The organism is Paraburkholderia sp. EG286B, assembly GCF_040965655.1.
Classification (GTDB): Bacteria; Pseudomonadota; Gammaproteobacteria; order Burkholderiales; family Burkholderiaceae; genus Paraburkholderia.
Genome location: NZ_JBFRCF010000042.1, coordinates 1 through 15,351, shown reverse-complemented (window position 1 = coordinate 15,351; position 15,351 = coordinate 1). Strand labels below are relative to the sequence as shown.

Annotated in this window: 11 protein-coding genes and 1 pseudogene; 7 read left to right on the top strand and 5 right to left on the bottom strand. The window is 62.6% G+C overall.

The window, feature by feature from the left end; genetic code table 11:
• Nucleotides 1–330: 330 nt before the first annotated feature.
• On the bottom strand, nt 331–2,076 hold the full coding sequence (locus AB4Y42_RS40755; RefSeq protein ID WP_368697468.1) for a methyl-accepting chemotaxis protein: 1,746 nt from the start codon (nt 2,074–2,076) through the stop codon (nt 331–333).
• A gap of 405 nt (nt 2,077–2,481) precedes the next feature.
• Between AB4Y42_RS40755 and AB4Y42_RS40750 the strand changes: the two genes are divergently transcribed.
• From AB4Y42_RS40750 to AB4Y42_RS40735, 4 genes are all read left to right on the top strand, one after another.
• Complete coding sequence (locus AB4Y42_RS40750; RefSeq protein WP_368697467.1) at nt 2,482–2,958, top strand: RidA family protein; 477 nt, start codon at nt 2,482–2,484, stop codon at nt 2,956–2,958.
• A 479-nt stretch (nt 2,959–3,437) separates the two neighbouring features.
• Nucleotides 3,438–4,661: a Crp/Fnr family transcriptional regulator gene (locus AB4Y42_RS40745; protein ID WP_368697466.1), complete on the top strand. Its 1,224-nt coding sequence runs from the start codon at nt 3,438–3,440 to the stop codon at nt 4,659–4,661.
• A gap of 14 nt (nt 4,662–4,675) precedes the next feature.
• The gene (locus tag AB4Y42_RS40740) at nt 4,676–5,479 is read left to right on the top strand and encodes a flagellar motor protein (RefSeq protein WP_368697465.1); all 804 of its coding nucleotides are present in this window, start codon (nt 4,676–4,678) and stop codon (nt 5,477–5,479) included.
• Between the two features lie 6 nt (nt 5,480–5,485).
• The gene (locus AB4Y42_RS40735) at nt 5,486–6,148 is read left to right on the top strand and encodes a flagellar motor protein MotB (protein WP_368697464.1); all 663 of its coding nucleotides are present in this window, start codon (nt 5,486–5,488) and stop codon (nt 6,146–6,148) included.
• A 62-nt stretch (nt 6,149–6,210) separates the two neighbouring features.
• On the opposite strand, the pseudogene AB4Y42_RS40730 reads toward AB4Y42_RS40735, so the two are convergent.
• From AB4Y42_RS40730 to AB4Y42_RS40720, 3 genes and pseudogenes are all read right to left on the bottom strand, one after another.
• Nucleotides 6,211–8,308, bottom strand: a pseudogene (locus AB4Y42_RS40730) (putative bifunctional diguanylate cyclase/phosphodiesterase).
• A gap of 1,042 nt (nt 8,309–9,350) precedes the next feature.
• Nucleotides 9,351–10,214: a class I SAM-dependent methyltransferase gene (locus tag AB4Y42_RS40725; protein ID WP_368697463.1), complete on the bottom strand. Its 864-nt coding sequence runs from the start codon at nt 10,212–10,214 to the stop codon at nt 9,351–9,353.
• A 228-nt stretch (nt 10,215–10,442) separates the two neighbouring features.
• Nucleotides 10,443–11,336 carry an NAD(P)/FAD-dependent oxidoreductase gene (locus AB4Y42_RS40720; protein WP_368697462.1) on the bottom strand — a complete coding sequence of 298 codons (894 nt, stop codon included), beginning with the start codon at nt 11,334–11,336 and terminating at the stop codon, nt 10,443–10,445.
• A gap of 282 nt (nt 11,337–11,618) precedes the next feature.
• Between AB4Y42_RS40720 and AB4Y42_RS40715 the strand changes: the two genes are divergently transcribed.
• Complete coding sequence (locus AB4Y42_RS40715; RefSeq protein ID WP_368697461.1) at nt 11,619–12,275, top strand: TetR/AcrR family transcriptional regulator; 657 nt, start codon at nt 11,619–11,621, stop codon at nt 12,273–12,275.
• Nucleotides 12,276–12,848: 573 nt separating this feature from the next.
• Here AB4Y42_RS40715 and AB4Y42_RS40710 read toward each other — a convergent pair.
• Nucleotides 12,849–13,880, bottom strand: a complete 1,032-nt coding sequence (locus AB4Y42_RS40710) for an AraC family transcriptional regulator (RefSeq protein WP_368697460.1) — start codon at nt 13,878–13,880, stop codon at nt 12,849–12,851.
• 142 nt (nt 13,881–14,022) lie between these two features.
• On the opposite strand from AB4Y42_RS40710, the gene AB4Y42_RS40705 reads away from it, so the two are divergent.
• Both AB4Y42_RS40705 and AB4Y42_RS40700 read left to right on the top strand, forming a co-directional pair.
• Complete coding sequence (locus tag AB4Y42_RS40705; RefSeq protein ID WP_368697459.1) at nt 14,023–14,430, top strand: carboxymuconolactone decarboxylase family protein; 408 nt, start codon at nt 14,023–14,025, stop codon at nt 14,428–14,430.
• A gap of 44 nt (nt 14,431–14,474) precedes the next feature.
• Nucleotides 14,475–15,351 (top strand): 3-keto-5-aminohexanoate cleavage protein (locus AB4Y42_RS40700; protein WP_368697458.1); only part of this gene is annotated, 877 nt, incomplete at its 3' end.

The window sequence follows — 15,351 nt, the reverse complement described above, 5'->3', positions numbered from 1 at the left end:
AGCTGACACACGGCCTGGCGGCTTGCAACCTACCCGAGCCGGCGCTAACCCCTCTCTGGACACAGCAGGATGGCCTTTAGCACGCTGCTCTTTCCATGCAGTCGTGCCCCGCGTTACGTCCGCGCTCTTGAAATCGCGGGCACGCTTGTCTCCATCCATGAGTTCTCTTCCGACCGCACCTTCACTCGCCGGCGCAGCCTGCGCCGCGGAGGCGGTTCTTATGGCTGTCGATGACCTTACAGCGCACGTCATCGTGGGTCGTTTTTACCGGTCGACCTGGACCGCTGCGCGCGGCGAGTGTGGCTCCTCGCCCCGGCATCGCAGTCCCGTTCAGAACGTCTGCCACTCCGATGTCCCGGTAGCGGGAGCAGCAAATACCTTGCTCCCGCGCTCCGATGGGACTGGCATCGACGCAGGCCTTGTTGCTGCTGCCGGAGGAGAAGCAAGGCGTCGCGGTGCGCTCCCCTGGAACGCCGTCTGCGGCCTCGTCTCGCGCGATGAAATCGTCCTTTCGCCACGGTTCCTGAAGAACGCCACCGTCTTGCGCAGGCTCTCCGCCTGCTGTGCCATTGCCTGGGCCGCGGCCGAAGCTTCTTCTACGAGTGCCGCGTTCTGCTGTGTGACCTGGTCCATCTGGTTGACCGCCTGATTCACCTGTTCGATCCCGGTGCTTTGCTCGCTCGATGCCGACGAGATTTCGCCTACAACGTCCGTCACGCGCTTCACCGATTGCACGACTTCCCGGATTGCGCCGCCTGCTTCTTCGACGAGCCTCGAACCTGCTTCCACCCGCTGAACAGAATCGGAAATCAGCTCCTTGATCTCCTTCGCGGCAGTCGCACTGCGCTGCGCGAGCGTGCGGACCTCACCTGCAACGACGGCGAAGCCGCGCCCCTGTTCTCCTGCGCGAGCCGCCTCGACTGCTGCATTCAGTGCGAGGATGTTGGTCTGAAATGCGATGCCCTCGATGACGCCGATAATCTCGGACATTCGGGTCGAACTCGTGGAGATGTCGCGCATCGTCTCGACGACGCGACCAACGATTTCGCCGCCGCGCTGCGCCACGCCCGAGGCTGTACCTGCGAGCGTGGCAGCCTGCGTTGCGTTGTCCGTGTTGTGGCGCACCGCTGCGGTCAGTTGCTCCATGCTGGACGCAGTTTCTTCGAGCGATGCGGCCTGCTCCTCGGTGCGGCTCGACAGATCGAGGTTGCCCTGCGCGATCTGCGCGCTCGCAGTCGCGACACCTTCGGCGTTTTCGCGTACGTCCGACACGACTCGCAACAGCGCCTCGCACATGGACTTCAGCGATGCCATCAGGCTGTTTGTGTCACCGGCGCGCAGGTCAATGCTCACGTTCAGGTCACCCGCAGCCACACTTCTGGCCACGGCGGCAGCGGTCGCAGGCTCCGTACCCAGTTGCCGGGTGACGCTACGCATCATCCAAAGGCCGACACCGATGCCGATCGAGACGGACATAGCCACGAGGACAAGCATCAGATTCCGGCCGTCGTCGTACACGGCGTCGTTGGCGTCGGCAGTCCTTTGCGCGTCGCCCTGCTTCAGGGCAACCAGGTTGCCCATCAGGACGAGCGTCCTGAAACCCTTCGTGTGGTACTCACCCAGCATGTATTCAGTCAGGCCATCCCGATCCTGCAACGCGGCCGAACTGATCTTGCCTTTCATTTCGTTGAAGGCCTGGATGTAGTCCTGCCAGCCCTGGTCAAGCTCGGCGAATGTCGCCTTCCCCTTGTCGGTATAGACAAGGGGTTCTGCCTGGTTGAGGTGATCGCGCGCCTGGGCCAGTGCCTTGTCAGCCTGGTCCAGCGAGCCAGCCCGCTGCTCGGCCGTTGTGGCCAGCACCGCATTGCGCAGATACGTACCAACTCGCAGGACGTCCGCGTTAGCCTGCTGGATCAGGTTCAGTCCGACAAGATCCTGTCGGTAGGTCTTGTCTGCGTTCGCGCTGATTTGCGCCATGTTGCGCAGACCGATCCCGCTGACCGCAGCGCTGATCGCCGAAACCAGGATGAAAGCGCTGATCAGTTTGGTGCCAAGTTTCATGTTGCCGAAATTCATGATCCACTGTGTTAAGGGTGAAAAAATAGATAAGCGGACCGGCGCGCAGTTTGGTCGCGGTACAAATTCGACAGGTCCGTTAACCCCGACCTGACTCGACGGACACCTGCAAGCCCAATCTCATGGTGCGCCTGGCGCTGGCATGGTGCGACCGCAAGGGCGGCACAGAGCGGTAACAACGTAGTTATCGGCGGCATGATTTATTTCTTCATACAAATTGGTCATTTGCCGGTGAAGATTTTTTATATTGGTGTAACGCCGTTGAAACAGATCTCCGGTACAGCTGGCAGAACGGCCCATCGGTCACGAAGCTTGCGGCGATGCAGGTCGCGATGATCGCGGACGCGATTGCGCATAAGCACGTACACTCGGTCTTCCACACTGCACCGTGCTCGAAGGGCCGCCATGACAAGGGATGAGACGTTGCTGCGCCTCGCAGCTGACACCGGTTTTGATCCGCGCGACAAAATAAAGGTAGGCGGAAATTACACGCCGGTGCTGATCAACGGCAGCGACGCTTACATCGCTGGCCAGATTCCCCGCATCGGCGACGTCGTTCGCTTCGCGGGTATTGCAGGAGCCGACATTTCCCTGGACGACGCGCGACGTGCAGCAGCGATATCGACACTTCGTGCCCTATCGCTGATTTTCCAGCAATGCGGGACGCTCGACGTGATAGCCGCCGTACTGCGCATCAATGTCTTCGTACGCAGTGCGCCTGACTTCACGATGCAAAGCGAAGTCGCCGATGGCGCGTCCGACGTGCTTTGCGCTGTCCTTGGCGAAGCTGGCGTGCACACGCGAACGTCCGTTGGCGTTTTGCAATTACCGAAGGGCGCGTCAGTCGAAGTGGATTTTGTATTCAGGTTGCGGAAGACATAGCATCTTCAGACCGGGGCAAGCCACCCGAGATCAGAGAGCTTTTGACGATAACGGCGAGTGCTGGACGCTCGCCGGGGAACCGGAGAGCTCATGCCTGTCACAGGGGGACGGCGAACGAGGACTGGCCGCACTGACTACACCCAGTCTTGCCCTATCTCCCGTAGCGAACGTCGCTGATTCCGGTAGACCATTGCCCTCGCCGAAGTCCGCCTCCATGGCGCGCTGCGCTAGCAGGCACATACATGGACGTCCCTCGACTGAGACGTCTCACCCAACTGTATGAAGCGCACGTCAATCTGGGTCGCCCGCAATGGCACACCACGCACACTTACGCCATGCTTTCCACGCGTGCCAACTATGCAAGCTGATTCAAGAACGTCCTGGAAAACGCCGTAAACGCGGCTCATAGCACTCACTTCGCAAACGCATAAGATAGTCAGACAAATGCGGGCGATGGAATCGTTTTCCGGGGATAGAACTTGAATCGCAGTCAAACATGGTCGCGTACGGCGGCGCCGGGCGAGATCATTTATTCGGAAGGCTTTGCAGGCGAACGATTGATTTTCGTGATCGCCGACGGCAAGGTCGAAATCTCCACGCGCTGCGACGACAAGAAAGTCGTGATGGCCACGCTCGGACGCGGCGAATTTTTCGGCGAGACCGCGTTGCTCGGCGCGGAACCGCGACCGAACACGGCGAAGGCGCTCAGCTTTTGCCAACTGACCGTCGTGCCGGCGAGCCTCATCGAAGAGGAACTCGAACGCGTCACGCCGATGCTGCGCCATGTGGTGCGCACGCTCACGCGGCGCGTCAAGGCGAAGGACGATTTGCTCGCCACCTACACCCATGCCGACTTCATGCCGGGCGTGCTGTCGTACGCGCATGTGCTCGCGCTGATCGCAGGCGCGAGCGATCGCGCCGAAGGCGGCGATACCTGGTCGCGACACGGCGCGAGCGGCGTCGAAGTGAGCGTGCCGCTCGCCGACGTCGTGCAGAAATGCCGTGCGGTGGCCGGCCATTCGCGTCCGCATGTGATGGCCATGCTCCGGCGCATGGAAAAGCTCAATCTCGTCGCGATGCAAAGCGGGCAGGCCACGCACCTCGCCAACAACGCGGCAGCGGCGGAAGGCGCGTTGGGCCGCCAGGTGGTGACGTTCGACCCTGTGCGCATCGTGGAGCGCGCGACGCAGGTCGCGGACAGCGATCTCGATGTGTCGATCAACAGCGAACTCGAACTGATCGAGCTGGGCGATCTCGAAGCGCTGATCGGCGTGGAGCGCAAGGTCATTCTCAACAAGCTCTCGCACGCTGAAATCGCCGACGAGGTCTTCGCGTTCCGCAAGTCGAAGGTGCTCAACTTCGTCGAGCAAAAGGGCGCGGCGTATTTCTCGAAGCGCACGGGCCGAGGCTCGGGCGAACTCAAGTCGCTCGACGATCTGTTGTTCGTCGATCAGCGTACGCTGTTCGAAGCCGTGAGCGCGCTCGATACCTACGATCTCGCGAAACTGCTCGCTTCGATCGAGGATCCGGCCGTATCCGAGCGCCTGCTCTCCGTGATGGCGGACGCACGCAAGAACGAAGTGTCGTGGGTCATGCGCCGCGACATCAAGATCGATCCTGTGGAAGTCGAAGATATCGAGCAGCGCCTGCTTGCAGCGGTGCGTGCACTCAAGACGCCTGGCGGACGCCAGGCGGATCGCTGAGTTGGGAGACGCGCATGGATCTGCTTACCCTGATTGGTATCGCCATTGGCGCGCTCGCCGTAGTCGCGGGCTTCTCGCTCGAAGGCGGCCATTTCGTCACGCTGCTTCAGCCTGAGGCGCTGGCCATCGTGCTGGGCGGCACGCTCGGCGCCGTGATGATCCAGAACACGTGGGCGCGTTTCTTCGATGCCATCAAGCAATTGCGCATGGCCTTCGTGAAGGCGCCGCGCGTCGATGAAGCGAGCCTCGCCGCCGTGCTGGAATGGGGCGATCAAGCCAAGCTCAATGGTCTGCTCGCGTTCGAGTCGATGGATCTGCAGGGCATTCATCCGTTCGCTCGGCGCGGGCTCGAACTGCTTGCGAGCGGTGTGTCGACCGCCGTGCTCGAAGATGCGCTCCAGCGCGAACTCGAAGCCTCCGGGCGCAAGCACATGGCGGCGGCGCGCGTGTGGCAGCAGGCGGGCGGCTATGCACCCACGTTCGGCATTCTCGGCTCGGTGCTCGGCCTGATTCAGGTCACGGGGCATCTGATCGAGCCTGCCGAACTCGGGCCCGGCATTGCCGTGGCCTTCATCGCCACGCTTTATGGCCTGGCTTTCGCGAACCTGGTTTTTCTGCCGCTGTATGGCAAGATGCGCGCGCATATCGAAAGCGAACTGCGCCTGCGCAAGCTCTATCTCGACGGCCTGCTCGCCATTTCGCGCAAGGAGTCGCCCCATACGATCGCCACGCGCCTCGCTGGCGAGGTGGGCGGCAAGCGCGGCGGTTTGCAGGGCGAAGCGAACGTATGGGCGCTGGACACGACGCGCGCGAGCTGACCGCCCATGCTTTCCGATAAAGATTTGCCGCTCACGGCACAATTCGATCACGACGAGGACGAGGGCGGCGAATCGAGTTCCGGCCGCTGGCTCATCTCCTACGCGGACCTGATCACGACGCTGATGGTGCTGTTCCTCGCGCTCTACGCGATGCAGCTGGCGAAGCATAAGGAATCCGAAATACGATCGGCAGCGCAATCTACGAACACGGCGGCAGCGGCCGTGAAAATGCCCGCCGTCGATCAGGCATTGCTCGCCGCGCTCGAAACGTTGCGCCAGCGCGGCGAGATCACGATCGTGCCGGCGGCGCGCGGCGTGGAGATCGGCATCAACGCGAAGATCCTGTTCAACGCGGGCGATGCCACGCTGCTGCCCGATTCGCTTGGCGTGCTGGGCCGTATCGCCGAGGTGCTGCGCGCGGCGCCGGCGGGCAATATCCTCGTGGAAGGGCACACCGACAGCACGCCGATCGCGAACGCGAAATTCGCTTCGAACTGGGAGCTCTCTTCGGCGCGCGCGGGCGCGGTGGTGCGCTTTCTGGTCGAGCGCGGCATCGAGCCTCACCGGCTCGCCGCGATTGGCCGCGCCGACAACTTCCCGCTCGTGGCAGGCAACGACCCCGCGAGCCGCGCGCTGAACCGGCGCGTGACGCTGATCGTGCAGCGCTGAAGCCGGAGCATGGCGACAACAGCCGGGCGCCCGAGCCAGATCGTCAATCGCCGATCCGGGTGTTACTCGACGGCAGTAGTCCGGTCCCCTTCGAGGCGATGCTGGCGTGCCGGCAGGAGCGCGGCAAACGCAGCCGCGGGTAGCGGCCGGCCGAGCAGGAAACCCTGCACTTCGTCGCACCCCAGTGAGCGGAGATGCTCGAGCTGGGACGCAGTCTCGACGCCCTCGGCCACCACTTCCATCTTGAGCGAATGCGCCAGACCAATGATTGCCGAGACGATTGCGCTGCCTTCCGCGCCATGTTCGTCAAGCCCGTTTATAAAAAAACGGTCGATCTTCAGCTGCTTCGCCCGAAAACGCTGCAGGTAGGCAAGGCTCGAGTAGCCCGTGCCGAAATCGTCAATCGCCACCTCGAAGCCGTTGTTCTGGAATTCGTGGATCACCGTAGTCGCGCGTGCCGCATCCTGCATTGCCACCGTCTCGGTGATCTCGAATATGAGCTGGTCAGGTTCCACCTGTTCCGCGCGGACAATATCGAGAATCGTTGCCACCAGATCCGGCTGGGCCAGCTGGCGAGGAGACAGGTTGATCGCCACACGGACGTCGGGCAGTCCTTCGGACTGCCACCGCCTGAGCTGACGGCAGGTCTCGCGCACGACCCAGTATCCGATCTGCCTGATCTGGCCTGAGCGCTCCGCAACCGGGATGAACTCCTCCGGCATGAGTGCCCCCAGTTCGGGATGGTTCAGCCGGAGGAGCGCCTCCGCGCCGGCCAGTTCGGTGCCTGTTCCGCGAAATTTGGGCTGAAAGTGGACTTCGAAGTACCCGGCTCCGAGCCCGTCATGCAACGCGCGCTGGACCTGAAGCGCACGCGTCGCCGCCTCCTTCATGGCGACCGCGAAGAACCGGTACATGCTGCGCCCGCCTCGCTTGGCTTCGTACATGGCGGCGTCGGCGTGCTTGAGCAACGCTTCGACGGTCTCGCCATCGCGAGGGAAAAGCGCAATGCCGATGCTCGGCGTCACCTGGAGCGGCTGACCGTCATTCCAGACACCCTGGCGCATGCGATCAAGCACGGCTTGGGCCAGCCGTGCGGCTTCTCCAGCAGACCCGACGTCTTCCCGAAGGACCACAAATTCGTCGCCACCCAGCCGAGCTACCGTATCGTGGTCACGCACGCACTGCAGCAACCGCTGCGCGAAAGCCTTCAGGACTTCGTCGCCCGCCGTATGACCGAGCGAGTCGTTGATCGTCTTGAAGCCGTCCAGGTCCATGAACAGGACGGCGAACCTGCTGGAATTGCGGCGTGCAGTATCGATCGCACGATTGATCCGCGTCGTGAGTGCGCGCCGGTTCGGCAGGTCAGTCAGCGTGTCGAATGTCGCCATGCGCACGATCTGGCCATTGAGCTCGGAAACCGAACCGGTCAGGAACGCGGTCCGCGCATCGAAGCGCGAAAGGATCAGCGTGACGATCAGGATGGCGAATGTGAACAGCGTCACGGTCGTTGCCAGCCATCGAAGGTCGATGCCCTGGGCTGCGCCGCAAACCGAGCCGGGCAGGAACGTGGCCGCTGCATCGGCGGTGTAGTGCATGCCGGTAATCGCGACGCCCATTACGAATGCCGCAACCGTACGCTTGGCCATCACCCGCCGCACGCTCGCGGCGCTGAGCGACTGCGCGATCCAGAGGGCCGCGCCGGACGCAACGATTGCGATGCCGATCGACGCGGCAAAGAGCACCGGGTCGTACACGATGCCGGGCTGCATCTTCATTGCAGCGTCGCCGGTATAGTGCATACCCGCAATACCGAGCCCCATCAGGACGGCTCCGGCGGCCAGACGCGGCGGCGTCAGCTTCGCGCGCGTAATGACATGGAGTGCGAACCACGACACGATGATTGCGATCGCCAGCGACGCCGCCGTGATCGCGAAGTCGTAGCCGATCGGGATTGGCAGGGGAAAATGAAAGGACGCCGATGAAGTGCATCGACCAGATGCCGACGCCCATCGCCACGGCACCTCCCGCGAGCCATGCATGACGCAGCCGCGACTGCGTCAGCAACGCAATGCGCGCGGAGAGATCAAGCGCAGTGTATGAGGCGAGCGTCGCCACCACCAGCGACAGCGCCATCAGCCACGGGTTGTAAGTGCCGTGCAAGAAGTTCCCCGGTTCTCTCCGGACGCTTGTTGGCCGACCCGGAATTTTCCTGAATAGTCCTGACGTCGAAGATCCCGCAATATTGGGGGACGACCACCGTCGCCCGCGAAAGGACACGAGCGCGAGTATCGGAGGATCGTCGCGTCCCTGCAGTATAAGGCACGTTGTTTTCTTGCCTTCTCTGCACGATCGTCACTGAATGCACGCTGTGTACATCGATGAAGGAACGGGAAGCAAGCCCTCCACACCGCAGGGATATCCCGAGACCTCAGCCTTCACGCGTAGGCGCCACTTTTCGTTACCCCTGGGACTACAAAATAATCTCGCCCTCAGTCGATAATCCTTCGGGCCGTGGTGTATCAGGCCATTAGTGCATCGGCCTTCGTCATGAAGTCACGGCGGCCAGATAGCCAGCGTCGTCTGCTTGCGCTTGCCAGTTCCGATGATGATGTCGCCCTCAACGCAGATTTCAGGCGTAAGGCCATCATTGTCTCGTAGCTGCGATTCATCGCAGTCTTCCCTTAAGTCTCGCGTCGATGTTCGTGCATAAATGGCAAGGGCTCAAGCCCCTCACAAATCGCGGATACACGACGCCGGAGCTAGCGAAGCGCCTGCCAGATAATCGTCATGAGAACCGCCGGAATCCCTGACAGCCAGGGCCTGTACGAGGAGATGCAATGTCAGCCACTGACTGGCCGCCCGGCTCCAGGACGCACGTGCAACCGGTGCATCGATCGAGAGCCAGACGGCAAGGCCGAGCGCACCGTGCGCGGGACGCTGTAACAGGCAACCCGGTGTACTCACGCCTTCCCACTTGCAACGCCATCGCGAAAACGCATGTGCGACGAGCAAAACGGCGTCGTCGCGCAGGCGGCCAGCGGCGACGCCAGGTGGCGCGCAGCGGTCGTGTTGCACGCGTGGTGTCCATGGGCGTAGATGCGCACTAACTGTCGCCGCACGGACTTGTAACAGGCACGAGCCCGGGCGTCGATATCGTTGGGTGACCAACCCAGCGGGGGCGTCTCCCCCCTGTTAATCCCTGTCAGCTTGCCGGATTGCGTCCTATGACGATCCACGCCGCGCCGTCGATCATCACCGACCGCTCGCCCGGCAGGCCCACGAAGGCGGCGCGAACCGCGGCCGACGCGCGGGCGCGGATGTCGTCGGGCCGATCAGCGAGCGCGCGCGACAGCGGGCCGACCTCGAGCGTCATCTTCACCGCGTCGTCGATCGCGGCGTCCCGCGTCCCGCCCTCGCCGAACGGGACGGAAGCATCGAAGGGCGCGATAGCGATATCGGCGAAGCCGGCTGCCGTCAGGATGCGCGACACCCGCCCCCGGTCGCCGAACGAAAATGGGCCGGGCGCTTCTGGATCAGGCGGCGCGCTTGGGGGGAGGATGCCCTTGAGCGCGCCCATCGGCAGGCGCACCCAATCGTTCTCGGCCGCGCTGCGCCAGCAGACGAAAGCGACCCGCCCGCCCGGGCGCAGCGCGCGTCGCATATGGGCGAACGCCGCTGTCGGATCGTCGAAGAACATCACCCCGAAACGCGAGAACAGGATGTCGAACGCGCCCTCGGGCAGCTCCGCGCTGCTGGCGTCGGCCACCTCGTAAAGGACCGGCGTTTCCGGTGGCGCTAGCGCGCGCGCCCGGCCGATCAGCGGTTCGGATATATCCACGCCGAGCACGTGGCCGCCCGCGCCGACGCGGGCGGCCAGAGCCAGACTCGACGCGCCTGCGCCGCAGCCGACGTCCAGCACGCGCTCGCCCGTCATGGGCGCGGCGGCTTCTATCGCGGCCTGGCCGAACACCGACACCATGGCGTCGAGCCGGGCCTGGTTGGCGACCCAGCGCTCCCCGCTTTGACCATTCCAGTCGGCCACCTGATAGGCATTTTCCTTTGCCATGTCATCTCCTTGTTCTGAATCGTTCTTAACTAGCTACCCTTAGTTCGAGGCAACGGGGAGCCGAGCCTATGCCAAGGTGCGCATCGTCTCGAACAAACCCGCCCCCAGCTGCGATGAGGCGCAAGACCTGCGTGTGGTCGGTCGGGCGCCAGGCGGCACCGGTCTCGGCGCCTGAGCCCGCCGACCTTTTCGACAGCGACGACGCAACGGGAGAAGGGAATCCGCCTCTCAAACCAACATCGACTGCTGGGCAAAGATACCCGCCATCGCGCCCTGCGATGATGCCTGAGTGACCGAGGGCAAGAAGGGCGTGGTAAGGTCGCCGGCGGCGTAGATGCCGGGCATGATGGTTTGGCGGCGCTCATCGACCTTGATGACGACGCCGGTAGGCGTATCCACCGTCGCGAGGCCCAGTGATTCATGCAGGCTTGCGGACGGCTTGTTGCGCGGCTGGGCGAACAGGATGTCGACCGCGACGTTGCGACCGGTATCGAGATTGACGGTGGCGATATGGCCGTTGTGATGGGCGATCTCGACGATCGAGCCATCGACGACAGGTATGTTGCGGCACGCCAGATCGGCCTGGATATCGGGCGCTATGTCATGGCCATCGGCGAAGACAGTCAGCTTGTCGGTCCAATCGCGGAACAGCCTGACAGACTGGTGCGACTGCGAGCCGGACCAGACGAGGCCCCACTGCTGGCCGGCGACTTCAAAGCCGTCGCAATAGGGGCAGGGCACGATGGACATGCCCCAGCTTTCGGCAAAGCCCGGAACATCAGGCATCTGGTCGGCGACGCCATAGCTCAGGATCAGGCGGCGCGCCCTAAGGCTTTCGTGATCGTCAGTGACGACGCAGAAATCGTCGATGGCGCCAGACACGCTCTCGGCCCGCGCATCGACCAGCCTGATCGTTGGATAGCGCACCAGCTGCTGCCGCGCCTCGACCAGGATGTCCAGCGGCGGCTTGTGATCGTGGCCGAGCAGGCCATGCGAGTGGCCTGCAAAGCGGTTGCGCGGCCGGCCGGTATCGAGAACGGTGACCTTGCGGCGGGCACGGCCGAGTTGCAGGGCGGCGGCGAGGCCGGCAAAGCTGCCGCCGATGATGATGACGTCATCCATGGTGACGGGCTCCGTGTTGTGGATTGAGGGGGCTGGGCGTGGTGCGCAATATCGTCCGGCGATACCAGCTTGAGACTGTGAGCAAGCAGGGATTCAGGATTGGCGAGAAAGCTGCCCACGGCTGTATTGAGCGGCCGGACAATGCCGCACTCGATATCTCTGGGAGGCCCGAGGAAACCTGATTTGGACAACCGGTTGAAACCTACCCTTGGCTTGTGCATTTAAGATACTGCGTGGTATCGTAGCGCAAGAATTTGAATACTGTCAAGTACTGGAATTGTCGTGAACGAAAACAGCCAGGGCCGGCGTGGCCGGCCCACCAACGAGGCGCTTCGCCAAACGATAGTCGACGCCGCCTGCGAACTCTTTGTGGAATTGGGGTTTCAAGCGACGACCATGGACAAGGTCGCCCAGCGGGCGAAGATATCGAAGCTCAGCATCTATCGGCACTTCGAGAGCAAGGAGGCGCTGTTCGGCGCGGCCATGGCGGCCCACTGCCATCAGTTTGCCCCGCAGGCCCTTTTTGAAGGCGTCGACGGTTCGGCCGAAGAGCAACTCATGGCGGTGGGATCATCCCTGCTTCGCACGCTGTTGAGCCCGGACGTCCGCAGTGTCGAAGCCATGGTCTTGGCCGACAAGACGAATCAAAAGTCGTTAAGCAAGCTCCATTACGAAGCCGGGCCCGCCTATGTCATCGCCCAGATCGAGGCCCTGTTAAGTCAGTTGCACGCGAAAGCGGTTCTGAACGTACCCGATGCTCTCAGGTCCGCCCGCTTGTTTGCCGCGCTTTTCAAAGGATCCGATCTGCTGCTTATCGCACGCTTCGATAAGGCGAGAGCAGAGGACGACAACGAAATCGAATCCTATTGCCGGTCGGCCGTCGCCATGTTCATCGCCGCGCACGTTGGCGATGACCACGCGGACGGATCGTTCAGTTAAGAACGGATTCGAACAAGGAGCCCCCTGTTAATCCCTGTCATGGCATGCAATCCAGCATTCTCATTCCATGAGTTCTCTCAAACAAAACCGTCCGCTGTCTGTGTCAGAGATGTCGCTCGCTCGTTGGATGCTTGATGCTTGAGCACGGCGAGCCGACGGCGCGAGAGTTTCTTGAACAACTCGCAGTTGCGGAAGTGACGCCGTGGTGCTGCCCCTGCGGCTGTGGATCCATCAATTTCCAGATGAAGGGCCGCGAACCCGCCCCACCAGGCGTACCCATTCTTGGGGACTTTATTTTCGGTCCGGACAATGCACCGGCCGGGATTGCCCCTGATCGCAGTGAGTCGCGTCGCTAGCACATTCGTATCGAGCGCACACAGGAGATCATCCTGGCGCTCGGTCGTCGGGCTCTGATCGTCGACCACCAACGGCCGTTCGAACGCGCTTTCAGGCGGACATTCAAACGTCGGCTCAGCGCGGGTAACGGACCTTCCAACGATGATCAAGTGCGTCGCATCCTCGACCAGACTGGCCATCCTGCACAACAAATTCACAGACCAATGCACTTCCCCGCTAGACGACCGTATCGTCGGCACTGGCGTTTCGTTGTACCTTTTTGCGGCGCCACGTCGAAACGCTGCAACCGAAGCGTCCGTTGAACCAGCGCGAAAACGCGCTCAACGAGGAGAAGCCAACCAGCGACGCGACTTCAGACAGCGGCCGGTTGCCGCTACCGACATATCGCATCACCATCTCTACCCTTACCGAATCGAGAATCGACAGATAGCTCTCGCCGTACGGTGCGAGATGGCGATGCACGGTCCTGCGATCCATGCCCAGATGCTGGGCAATCCGGTCAACCGAGCAGGCGCCTGACGGGAGCAGCGCAACGATCAGCTTCCTGATCTTGTCGGGCATCGTCGCGCTGGACTGCAGCAGCATCGAATCCAGGTAGCGGCGCACCTGCCGCGCCATGGCCGGATCGTAGGCGGGGATCGCGGCGTCAAGATCGGAGGCGAGACACACAATGCCGTCGAAGTCCTGGTTGAATTCGACGGTTACGCCAAATACGCGCCGATGGATCGTGGTGCCGGCCGGAGCATCATGCGTGAGACAGACGGCGCGCGGTTTCCAGGCGGTGCCCAGCACCGTGTCCAGTATGCGGTGGAGAACCCCCAGTATCAGCTCCGTCGCCTGACGCATCGAACCCGGTATGCCGCCCACAATGTCCTCGCGGATGACCGCCAGGCCCTCCGATTCCTCGATGCGCATCACCACTGCCTCGTTCTGCAGCCGAAGATAGTGCGCAGCGGATTCCAGCGCCTTTCGTAGCGTCGGCTGTTCACGCATCACAAAACCGAGCGCGCCGAGGTTCGAGATGTGGCGGGTCTCCGCCATGCGCAGCCCCAGATCCTCGACGGCGGCGGCCCGGGCCGAGGTCTCCAGCAGCCGCGCGACCGCCGCGGCCGGAATCATGATGTCGGGGTTGAGCAGCACGGAGCGCTCAATGCCCGCGTCGCCCAGCTGCTGATAGGGATCGAGCCCCACCGACCGGGCCACCTCGACGTAATTGGTAAGGGCTGCACTGCGAAGCAGATAGGACATATCGTTTTCCCGTAGCGTCCCAGAATGTAAATTATTTGCCCCAATCCGTCAAACGCCTTCCTGCCGGAACCGGATACTTGTCCCCGTTGACACACCACCTGGCAATCTTCCGATTCCTTCAGTCATCCAGAGGAGACATGCAATGAGCAATGACGTCAACCGCAGCGCCACACCAGTGTGCGACCAGCTGCGCGCCACAGGCAACTGGAATCCTGCGTGGGATGCCATTGCCGAACTCGATCCCGTCTGGGCCGAGAAGTTCATGACGATGGGTGCACACACCATGATGTCCGGGGTGCTTGAACCGAAGGTGCTGGAGTTCCTTGCCATCGCGGTCGATGCGTCCTGCACGCACATGTATGCGCCGGGCACGCGCCGGCATATCCGCAAGGCGCTCGAACTGGGTGCCACGAAGGAAGAGATCGCAGCGGTCCTGCAGGCCGTCAGTGTCCTCGGCATTCATTCCTCCAGTCTCGGCGCACCCATCCTGCTGGAGGAGCTGGCCGCGTTTGAGCAGGCAACGGTAACCGGTGCGCCGGCCGCTGCCTGACGCCACCCACACACCCACCCCATTCTTGATAAGGAAGACACATCATGCATTTCATGGACGATTCGCTGCTGCCTGAAAATCAGGAGAAACTCGTCATCCAGGTGGCGCCCTACGGGCCGCAATGGATCCCCGGTGATTCGGACGATATCCCGGTCACGATGGACGAACAGGTGCAGAAGGCCGTCGACTGCTACAACGCAGGCGCGACGGTGCTGCACGTGCACGTGCGCGAAGAGGATGGCAAGGGCAGCAAGCGTCTGTCGAAGTTCAACGAGATGCTTGCCCTTCTGCGCGACGCGGTGCCGAAGATGATCCTGCAGGTCGGCGGTTCGATCTCGTTCGCACCGGAAAGCGACGGCGAGATGGCGAAATGGGCGAACGACGACACGCGCCACATGCTCGCAGAGTTGAGCCCGCGCCCGGATCAGGTGACCGTGGCGATCAACACGGGCCAGATGAACATCATGGAGTTGCTGACCGAGGCCGACATCGCCGGCACCTCGTTCATGAACCCCGCGCTGCAGGCGGCTTATCGCGACATGGTCTCGCCGTCGAATCCGTCGTGGCATGTCGAGCACATCCGGCGGCTGGCTGCCGCCGGCATCCAGCCGCAGTTCATGCTGGGCAACCTTGCGCAGCTCGAAACGCTCGAGCGCCTGATCCGCAAGGGCGTCTATAGCGGTCCGCTCAATCTCAACTACGTGGCCATCGGTGGTGGCGCTGCAGGGCTGCATCCAGCCGACATGCTGGAATTCGCGCGCCGCACGCCGGATGGTGCCGTGCTCACGATCGAAACGCTGGGCCGCAATGTTGTGCCGATGAACACGATGGCCATCGCGCTGGGCCTCCATGTGCGCGTCGGCATCGAGGACACGCTGATTGGTCCGGACGGCAAACGTGCGAGCTCCGTGCAGCAGATCG

What these genes read in the sequence shown, in the direction of transcription:
- AB4Y42_RS40750 (WP_368697467.1), top strand. Translation starts at nt 2,482, where the DNA reads ATGACAAGGGATGAGACGTTGCTGCGCCTCGCAGCTGACACCGGTTTT.
- AB4Y42_RS40705 (WP_368697459.1), top strand. Translation starts at nt 14,023, where the DNA reads ATGAGCAATGACGTCAACCGCAGCGCCACACCAGTGTGCGACCAGCTG.
- AB4Y42_RS40725 (WP_368697463.1), bottom strand. Translation starts at nt 10,214, where the DNA reads ATGGCAAAGGAAAATGCCTATCAGGTGGCCGACTGGAATGGTCAAAGC.
- AB4Y42_RS40740 (WP_368697465.1), top strand. Translation starts at nt 4,676, where the DNA reads ATGGATCTGCTTACCCTGATTGGTATCGCCATTGGCGCGCTCGCCGTA.
- AB4Y42_RS40710 (WP_368697460.1), bottom strand. Translation starts at nt 13,880, where the DNA reads ATGTCCTATCTGCTTCGCAGTGCAGCCCTTACCAATTACGTCGAGGTG.
- AB4Y42_RS40720 (WP_368697462.1), bottom strand. Translation starts at nt 11,336, where the DNA reads ATGGATGACGTCATCATCATCGGCGGCAGCTTTGCCGGCCTCGCCGCC.
- AB4Y42_RS40755 (WP_368697468.1), bottom strand. Translation starts at nt 2,076, where the DNA reads ATGAATTTCGGCAACATGAAACTTGGCACCAAACTGATCAGCGCTTTC.
- AB4Y42_RS40735 (WP_368697464.1), top strand. Translation starts at nt 5,486, where the DNA reads ATGCTTTCCGATAAAGATTTGCCGCTCACGGCACAATTCGATCACGAC.